6 protein-coding genes and 1 pseudogene are annotated in these 9,945 nt (G+C 25.6%); 2 read left to right on the top strand and 5 right to left on the bottom strand.

The features are described from left to right. Window positions 1-405: 405 nt before the first annotated feature. Window positions 406-1,653, top strand: a pseudogene (gene hydG, locus ACQZHJ_RS00035) ([FeFe] hydrogenase H-cluster radical SAM maturase HydG); the annotation flags it as partial. 261 nt (window positions 1,654-1,914) lie between these two features. Then, window positions 1,915-2,484, top strand: a complete 570-nt coding sequence (locus ACQZHJ_RS00030; RefSeq protein WP_430483545.1) for a hypothetical protein — start codon at window positions 1,915-1,917, stop codon at window positions 2,482-2,484. Between the two features lie 29 nt (window positions 2,485-2,513). On the opposite strand, the gene ACQZHJ_RS00025 is transcribed toward ACQZHJ_RS00030, so the two are convergent. The 5 genes from ACQZHJ_RS00025 to ACQZHJ_RS00005 form a co-directional block, all read right to left on the bottom strand. Next, window positions 2,514-3,020, bottom strand: a complete 507-nt coding sequence (locus tag ACQZHJ_RS00025; RefSeq protein ID WP_430483544.1) for a hypothetical protein — start codon at window positions 3,018-3,020, stop codon at window positions 2,514-2,516. Between the two features lie 587 nt (window positions 3,021-3,607). Then, window positions 3,608-4,855: a DNA-binding response regulator gene (locus tag ACQZHJ_RS00020; protein ID WP_430483543.1), complete on the bottom strand. Its 1,248-nt coding sequence runs from the start codon at window positions 4,853-4,855 to the stop codon at window positions 3,608-3,610. Window positions 4,856-5,216: 361 nt separating this feature from the next. Next, window positions 5,217-7,004: a sensor domain-containing diguanylate cyclase/phosphohydrolase gene (locus tag ACQZHJ_RS00015; RefSeq protein WP_430483542.1), complete on the bottom strand. Its 1,788-nt coding sequence runs from the start codon at window positions 7,002-7,004 to the stop codon at window positions 5,217-5,219. Window positions 7,005-7,216: 212 nt separating this feature from the next. Next, window positions 7,217-7,894: a recombinase family protein gene (locus tag ACQZHJ_RS00010; protein WP_430483541.1), complete on the bottom strand. Its 678-nt coding sequence runs from the start codon at window positions 7,892-7,894 to the stop codon at window positions 7,217-7,219. 211 nt (window positions 7,895-8,105) lie between these two features. Then, entirely contained in the window at window positions 8,106-9,209 is a 1,104-nt protein-coding gene (locus ACQZHJ_RS00005) for a hypothetical protein (RefSeq protein ID WP_430483540.1), read from the bottom strand. Window positions 9,210-9,945 lie beyond the last annotated feature (736 nt).

Raw genomic sequence — 9,945 nt, 5'->3', positions numbered from 1 at the left:
AAGCCATATCTAAGCTATAACTTGCACCATTAACCTTGTAACCTTTATCTAAATAACTTATTATAAAATCTATTTCATTAATATCTGATTTTATAATAAAACCTCCATTTAAGACTAATTGATAAGCATACAAATATCTCTTTAAGTCTATGCTATGTTTAATTAATCTAAAAAGAAGATAAATTCTATATTATTTCAATCTACTCAAAATGAGAAACTTAAGAACTAAATATAAAATTTCATCTTCTTTCTAGTGTTTTGGTAATGAATGTTTGCAATTTAAAAATAAAAAGTAAATACTAGATCTTCAATTACCAGTAAACAAAATTGTAGTATTAACTTAAATTTTATATTAAAATCAGCTTTAAAACAATAATATACTATTAATATCGTTTAACCCCTTAATCTATACTTCTTTCTACTAAAGATAAAGAAATTATTAATGGAATATATAAATTAGCTGGAGAAATTAAAGAAAATATTTATGGTAAAAGGATTGTTATTGTAGCACCTTTATATGTAAGTGACTATTGTGTTAATAATTGTGTTTATTGCGGATATAAAAGATGTAATAAATTTGATAGAAGCAAGTTAACTCAAGAAGAGGTTGCAAATGAAGTTAAAATTCTTGAAAAAATGGGTCATAAAAGACTTGCATTAGAACTTGGTGAAGATCCAGTAAATGCACCAATTGAATATGTACTAGACTGCTTAGATACAATTTACAACACTCAAAATGAAAATGGTGCAATAAGAAGAGTTAATGTAAATATAGCTGCAACAACACTTGAAAACTATAAATTACTTAAAGAAAAAGGAATAGGTACATATATACTTTTTCAAGAGACATATCATAAACCAACATATGAAAAAATGCATCCAAACTCACTTAAAGGAGATTATGCCTATCACTTAACTTCTTTTGATAGAGCTATGGAAGCTGGAATTGATGATGTTGGTGCTGGTGTATTATTCGGATTATATGATTATAAATTTGAAATTTTAGCTTTAATGATGCACAATGCACATCTTGAAGAGAAATTTGGTGTTGGATTCCATACAATTTCAGTTCCAAGACTTAGAAAAGCAAATGGTGTTAATATAGATAACTTTCCATATCTTTTAAGTGATAATGAATTTAAAAGACTAGTTGCAATACTAAGAATCGCTGTGCCATTTACAGGTATGATTTTATCAGCTAGAGAAAGTAAAGAAATGAGAAAAGAAGTTTTAAGATATGGTATTTCTCAAGTTGGTGCTGGTTCAAGTCCAGGCGTTAGTGGCTATAAAAATAAAGATAGCGATGATAAACAATTTGAAGTTAATGACAAAAGTTCACCACTTGAAGTTCTAAATTGGTTATTAGATGATGGATATATTCCAAGCTACTGTACAGCTTGTTATAGATCTGGAAGAACGGGTGATAGATTTATGCGACTTGCCAAATCAGGTGAAATTCAAAAAGTTTGTGAACCAAATGCTATAACAACTTTAGTCGAATATGCTTTAGACTATGGTGACCAAGCCTTTAAAGAAAAAGCTTTAAAAACAGCTCAAAAAATAGCTTCAGAAATTAAAGATGAAAAAATTAAGAATATAGTCCTTTCAAATATAAAAAAACTATTAGAAGGTAAAAGAGATCTTTTCTTATAATCAAATTATTACCAACTAAATATTAAAAGCAAATCTCTTTAACAAAGTTAAATTCTAATTATATTTATCACTTTTACTTATATACATTCATTTTTAATTCGTATTTGTATACAAAGATGAACTAATTTAAGTAATACTAATATCCAAATAGATAATTACTTAAACTCAATAAATATTGACATAACTTTTAATTTAAGTAATAATTAATAAAACATTATTTTGATTAATTTTATTATTAATATTTTTTGGGAGATGATAAAAATGAAAGAATTTGAATTGTTTAAAAAAGTTATTGTTGGAAATTTTAACAACTTGAAACAAGTAGAATCAGAGAGGCAAAATGGTGAAATTATCCATCCAATTTGTAAACATGTTAATAGAATCTGTAATAATAAAATAATAAATTTACCTACTAATTTTAACGATATTTTTGTTATTGAAGAAAGTTATTATACAGATATAAAAACTAATAGAACAAATATACTGCCACATTTATTTTTATTTGAAGAAACTGAAAATGGACAGGTAAAGCTAACATCCTATGAAATTCCTAAAAATATTTCAAAAAAAGATTTTACAAATTCAAATGATTCACTAAAATTAGACTATAATGAATTAGAGATATCTAGTAAATTCGTTCCTATGATTTATACATTTAATGATAATACTGGTTTCTATGGTAAAAGTTTAAGTGATTTCGGAAATAATTCAACATTTCTTTTAGAAGAAACATTAAATGAAAATAAATTTGAAGTAAATGAAGTATTAAAAAAAGGTGAAAAAGTAATAATAGGCTTTAAAACTCCAATTATTTATGATAGAGAGTTTTAAAAAATGGAACTATAATTTAGTTCCATTTTTTATTTAGCTTTATTTAATATATATTTAAAAAAAGTTTTTTTCTCTTTTCTTTGATTTATTTTATCTCTTAAAGAAGTTAACTTATTATCAACTTCTTTAAAATGCTCTTCAAGCTCCAAAATATTAATCTTATTTTCTTGTTCTTTTTTTAAAAGAATTTGATTATTTTCTATAAGTTTATGAAGCTCTTTTATCTGCTTATCTTTTTCTTCAAGTTGAGCAATTAAAGTATCAATTAAACTTTTATTCAAGTTGAATGAATCTTCTCTATCCATTGCTATCTCTGATTTTACTTCATCTTTATTTTCCTCAATATAAGCTTTATATTCAACTTCATTTTCAACTTTTAAACTATCTTTAATCAAGTTGAATAATTCCTCATCAATCATTAATTTACCTTGCTTCTTAACTATTTTGTATTTAAACTCTTTAAACTTAAGTTTATTATATACAGTAGTTTTACTTACTTTTAATTCCCTAGCTACTTCATCTACACCTCTTAACATAACTAACTTCCCCTAATTCCATTAAACTTTAATTCTAATTAATTAATTCTAAACAACAATTAATTTTCCTTGTTTAAACATATAAAAACTTTCTGGAAAAACTTTTTTAAAGTATTAAAAAGAGCATAAGGAAAAATTGCTATCACCCAAGGTTCTAGTCTAGGCAAAGCCTAGTATTTTAATGATATCAAATCAATTTCCAATTATCCCACTCTAAGCCACAAAAACGCCCTATAAAATCCCACTTCAATCCCACTTTGCGACACATATGATATCACTTTACGCCCTATTAATATCTAAGTATTTATAATAAACCTAATAAAAAAAGATAAACTTTAATAAAATATTTTTTCACTTTCATAGCCACGCCAAAAAATAAAGGGGCACTCTCTCTGAAGTTCCTTCGGAACTATTCTTGCAATTATCTGCCATGTATTTTTATACAAAAATAGAACAAGTACAAAGTACTCATAATACAAGCCGAGAAAAAATTTTGCACCTCAATTTAAACAAAACTTGCAAAATCAATTTTAAACTTATAAATTGATTTATAAAAAAATTTATTTTATAATACAAAAAGAACAAGGTTATATTAAACCTTGTCCTTTTAAGAAATTAACGTCATTTATACATGTACGTTTAGATATTTTCATTAACGTATAGATTTCTTTTTGGGTAAGACCTTGTTGCAGAAGGTCTTTTATTTTGTATCTACGTTGTGAAATTTTTTCTTTTTCAGTAAATTTACCTTGAGCTTTTAATTGCTCTTGGTAATTTTTTTTTGCCTTTTCACTATCATAACTTTCTTTATGATAAATCCTATCTCTTCTCTTATATTCTTCTTTAGAAATTATTATTGTCATATATGTTTGTTCTTCTTCACTAATTTCTAATAGTTCTATAAGAGTATCATTTTTATATTTATATTGCTTATTCTTATCTAAATAACATCTTTCAGCACTTCTAGTTGCTCTTATAACCTCATTTTTTCTTAAAGGTTGTCTAAACATACTATTTAGTTCTAAAACATCATCTAAAGCCTTCTGAATGTCTTCTGAAAAGCTACAAAGGTAATATCTATATAAAAATAATATAAGTTCTCTATGACCTTTTAAATCATATTCTCTAAGTTCACAAAGTTTTATTATGTCTTGTATTCTACCGTAATAAAGACTTCTTTCTCTGAAAATATAATTTACTTTTTTAGGTCTACCTTTTTTCTTTTCATATGGTTTTAACTCTGGTAGAAACCCATTCTGTATTTCTCTTAAATCATAAACATAGTTATATTCATCTATTACGCTAACTACGGTATTAGATTTAGAGTTCTTACTTCCTGGCACTCTTAATATTCTAGTTGCATCTAAAGCTTGTCTATCTGCTCCTAATTCTTTTAATTGCTTATACAAATAATCTTGTATTGCCTTCCATAACGGCAACGCTTTACTAGGTACTGCATTTATTAGCCATATTAAATACATTCCTCTGCCACTATCTATTACATAGTTTGGTGTAGGAATACTTTGATTAAAATAGTTCTTTTCTAAATCCATCAATACCTGATCTTTGGTTTTACCAATTTTATAATAATCCAAGTCTATAAATAGAGCATTTAATTCTTTTATGTTTTCTAGCCTTCTACAAGGCTTGTAAAACGTATTTGGAGTTATATAAATATTTTCACTACTCATATCTAAATCTTTTAATTCAGCGTATTTATAGTGCCATTGACTATATCCTTTTTCATCTATAACACTTCTAGTAATCCACCCTTTGCTAGTGCTATGTAGATTATCTATATAATCAAGTTTATTAAGTTTTAATGCGTGTTCCACTATTTCACCTACCCTTTTGTAAAAACTAAGAAAATTATATCATTTAAAAAAAAAAGATTCACAATAAAAAACACTGCAAATCTTTAACATTATTAATATTTTAATTTATTTGAGATAACATCTGGAAAATAGCTTCATGTATTATAGTTGAATATCTTTCTTAAGGTAGCCATATAATACTTATCATAAAAATAATTTTTAATTTTAATTTTAATAAAATTAATACAAAATTCTGTAATTTTTTTGAAATACTAGTTTAATTTCTCTTAATATTGTAAATTTTCATTTTCATAATGCTCCAAACTAAAACTAAAAAAGAAGCTTAAATTAATTGGATTTAACAAATTTTATATCTTAAAAATTACTCTACTTTAATGTCATCTATTATTGATAGAAATGTTTCTACTACTTTAGGATCAAACTGAGTACCAGAACATCTTTCAAGTTCTAACTTTGCCTCTTTTTTTGACATTTTTCTTTTATAAGTTCTTTCTCCAGTCATAGCATCAAAAGCATCTACTACACATATTATTCTTGCTAAGAAAGGAATATTTTCACCCTTTAACCCTAGTGGGTAACCAAATCCATCATATCTTTCATGATGAGCAAGAATTCCTTGTGCTAAATGTTCTATATCAAGATTAAACTGGGCTATTCTATATCCTTTTTCTGAATGAGTTTTTATAATCTCAAATTCATCATTTGTAAGTTTTCCTGGCTTAGATAAAATTTCTATAGGTATTCCAACCTTACCTATATCATGTAATTTAGCTAATTTACATAAATTTAATAAACACTTTTCATCTAGATTCATCTTTCTTCCTAATTTAAAAGCATACTCTTCTACTCTTTCAATATGATCTTTTGTTTCCTTATGCTTTTTTGATAAATTATCTTGCAATGCTTCAACTATTCTTTTATTTATTTCCTTTTCATAAATAAGCTTCTCCCTATAAACCTTATCCTCTGCTTCTATTAAAGACGATTCTATAGGCTTATCTTTATCCCTTGTAGTTGCACATCCAAGAGCTATACTTAAAGGAAAGTCACTTTCATTGAAATTTTTACAATTTTCTCTTATTCTACTACATATAATGTCAGCTTCCCTTTCATCAGTTTTAGGTAAAAGAATATAAAACTCATCTCCCCCCCATCGGAATATAAAATCACTTTTTCTACATGAATTTTTTATTACGTTAGCTATATTTATTAGAAGTTTATCGCCTTCTAAATGTCCCATAGTATCATTTATTATTTTTAATCCATTAACATCTCCCATTATAAAGCTTAAAGGAAAAAAGGACTCCTTATTTAATTCTTCTATTTTTTCATCCCAATAAGCTCTATTATATAATTTAGTAAGTTTATCTATATAACTCATCTTTTTAAGTTTATTTTCTAAAGTAACATTATCAGTAATATCCCTAATTACTCCTACTATTCCAGTAGCATTCCCACTTTTATCTATAATAGGAACTTTTATTGATTCAATATATTTTACACCTATTTTATTTTTCAACTCAAATTTCATACATTTTTTAAGTTTTGTTTTTATAACAAGATTATCTAAATAATTTATTTTTTCAACTAAATTATTGTCTTTTCCTAAAGATAGCGTTAATTCATTTATATTTTTATTTATAATTTTATCTTTTGATTTACCATAAATTTCTCTAGTTAACTTATCATTACACGCCAAATATTTACCATATATATCTTTATGGTAAATACCATATGGTATATTCTCAAAAATAGTGTTTAACAAATCTTTTTGATGTATTGTTTCTTCATCATTTTTTTTTCTTTCACTTTTATCTTGCAAGATTCCTAAAAAAAATTTAATTTTATTATCCTCAATTATAGGTGCTAAATAACATTCTAAAAATGTTCCATCAGAATACCCTAAATGCTCTGAGTATCCTGTAAACAATTTAGGTTTTCCATCATTTAATACCTCATTATAATTTTCTATATATTCCTCAGCTATTTTTTTAGGAAATAGTTCATAAATTGTTTTCCCAATAACCTCATTTTTTTCTAATCCTAACATATTTGCATAATATTTATTCACAAAAAGAAACATACCATCTTTTCCCAATAACCATATTGAATAAGGGATATTGTCTAATAAAATTTCCAATAAATTCATATAATCAACCTCTCCTAATAGGTATTCCAAATAATATTTTGCAAAAATAAATATAAACTATCTATTAAGTTTCTTTGAAACTATTCTTACAATTATAATCCAGCTATTTTTATTTGGAAAATCCACTATTTTTTAATTTTTTTACTTTCTATAAAATTGCTCTTTATAGTAAAATTCTTTACCAATAATATCCTCCTATCCATAAGCATAAGTTAATTTAGAATTATCCTTACACCTTCTATTATATTAACATACTTCTTTAATGTATTTCTGCTTATATTATGCTTTTGCATTAAATCTATTTGTTTTATACTTCTATTAACTAGATATTCTTTTATATCAACCTCTAGTTCAGGAGTCATTTTATCTAGCTTACCTTCTTTTCTACCACTTTTCTTATCACTAGCTTCTATACCTTGCTTTATTCTCTTTACAATTAGCTCTCTTTCCTTTTGAACTCTATCTAGTTCTACTATTAATAATAACTTTATAGTACTTTCTAAAGCTGTTCTAGTTATTATATCTTGCTTTTCAGCTATATTTACTAAATTCTTGATGTAGTCTGTATCTACAGTTGGATTATCTAAAAATACTAGATTAACCCCCTTTTTCATTAGCCACATATATTTTTTGTATCCTATATCTGCTTTACGAGTGAATCTACTGATTTCCTTAAATACTATGGTATCACCTTTACGCACTATCTTCTCAAGCTTCTTCCACGCTATTCTATTGAAACTAACTCCACTACAATCATCTTTAAACTCTAATAAGTATTCTATCTTATTCTTCTCAGCATAAGAACTTAATCCCTTAGCTTGTCTATTAAAACTCTGTTTATCTGAACTTTCTTTAGTAGATATTCTACTATAACTAAAATAATTTCCCATGTTTGTTCCTCCAAAATATAAGTTAAACTATATTAATAGTATAGCTCTTATTTATCAAACAAACTATAGATAAAATGATAACTGTCATTTTAATTCAAAATAACCCTATCAATATTTATTTTGACACTATTACATAAAATTAAAATTTAAATAGTTATTTTGATACTTTAACTATTCTGTATATAAAAAAATAGCTTAACTTTTTGTTAAGCTATTTTCCCCACCACTTATAAACAGTTTTCTTATCAAGCCCAGTAGCTCTAATACAATCACTCTTACGAGCATTAGGATTATTTTCTCTATATTCTTTAACTATTTGCTCTTTTGTTCCACTTCCCTTTGGTCTTCCTTCTTTATTTCTCCATTCACTATCCGAATATTCAATATCTCTTATAGCATTCATTATTTTTATATGCTGAGCTCTTTTTCTATAATTTCTTTTATTTTTTTCAATATGAATATCAGTTAAATAAGATATACTGTTAATGGGGTATGTTATATATCTGTCTTCATAAGCTTGAAGTGCATCTATAACATCCTTTTCATCAAATGGATTATCATCAGTAGCAGGTAGCTTATCAAATATAGCCATCATCTTAAAAGCATCATTTTCAAGTTCATCTCTATCTATAGCTGCTTTCCTAGCATAAACGGCTAACATCATTAAACAATAATATCTATGCCCCGTTTTTGCTTCTTTAAGAATTCTCTTCTTCCACCAATCATAAACAGCCCTATTTACAGTCCATGTACCTCTAGGTTTCTTTTGAATAATCCTTTCTTCATACCATGTAGGATACTTTTCCTTAGCTTTAGCCAAAGTTAATTTACTTTTATAAGCAAAATCCTCAGCTTTAAACTCTTTATCAACAAAACCATTCATATATTCCAAAGTTACATGATTCCCAGTTTTAAAAGCCCTTGCTCTTTCCCCTTTTTTAGTTATGGTTCCAACCATCCTAAAGCCTTGAAAAAGACTTTCATACTGAACATTATCAGATAATTTAGTTATGTAATCTTGCCATATTATCCTAGTTAACTCTTTTTTATAGGTTTGTAGCTGCTTGATAACATTTTTAAATAGCATAATAGGTTTTTCAAAAACATAATATAAGTGTAATCCAGTACCTGAAGAAACAATATATGTAGGCATAGGAATTCTATTTATATTTTCAATTTGATGAATTAATGTTCTTAAACCAAAAGGATCATCACCATTCTTAATGGTAACACCATCTAAATCTATAGCTAAAGCATATAGAACTCTAGCATTATCACTATTTCTTTCTTTACCAATATAACTAATAGGGGACATTAAACAAAAGTTATCCCTAGATACCATTTCACTAATCTTATCTAAATCATCAGTTATGGTATGTCTTAAAACCTTATCTTTACCATTCTTTTTCTTTATTTTTTTTTTTTTTTCATAATTTATATTGCATCACTGGTGGTGGAAATATATCTTTATAATTTATTTTATTTCATTTAATGATGTCTCTGTTAATATTCATAATATGTTTATTGAGACTATTTTCTAGAGTGATCATGGTCATCAATTCATATCTCTAATTTATTATAAAATTAATTTGGTGGTCCATGCCTTAATTATAATTTTTTTTTTTTTTTTTAGTAATTTAATTTTTTTTTTTTTTTCAGTGATTTGCAACACATTTTTTTTAATTTTACCATGCCATTTAAGTATGTCAGTGTGCTCTGGTGATGTGTCATCATCATCTCTCTACTCTCTGAGTGTGTGTGTATCAGCTATGTGTCTGTTTTTAAAATTTTTTTTTTTTTTTTTTTTTTTTTTTTTTTTTTTTTAATTTCTGATAATTTTGATTTTTAATTTTTAATTTTTATTTAATTTAATTTTTATTTTTTTTTTTTTAGTGGCCATTTAATTTAATTTTTTTTTTTTTTTTTTTTTTTTTTAATTTTTTTTTTTTTTTTTTTTTTTTTTTTTTTTGTGTGTGTGTGTGTGGTGTTCTGATAAAATGAATATTGGGTAATGTAGTTCAATCTCAATTTCCTGGTAATGTGATTTTGGT

The sequence above is a fragment of the Clostridium sp. B9 genome (genome assembly GCF_050509515.1).
Lineage (GTDB): Bacteria > Bacillota > Clostridia > Clostridiales > Clostridiaceae > Sarcina.
Note: the sequence above shows the minus strand (reverse complement) of the source record. Positions and strands in the feature narration are given on the sequence as shown.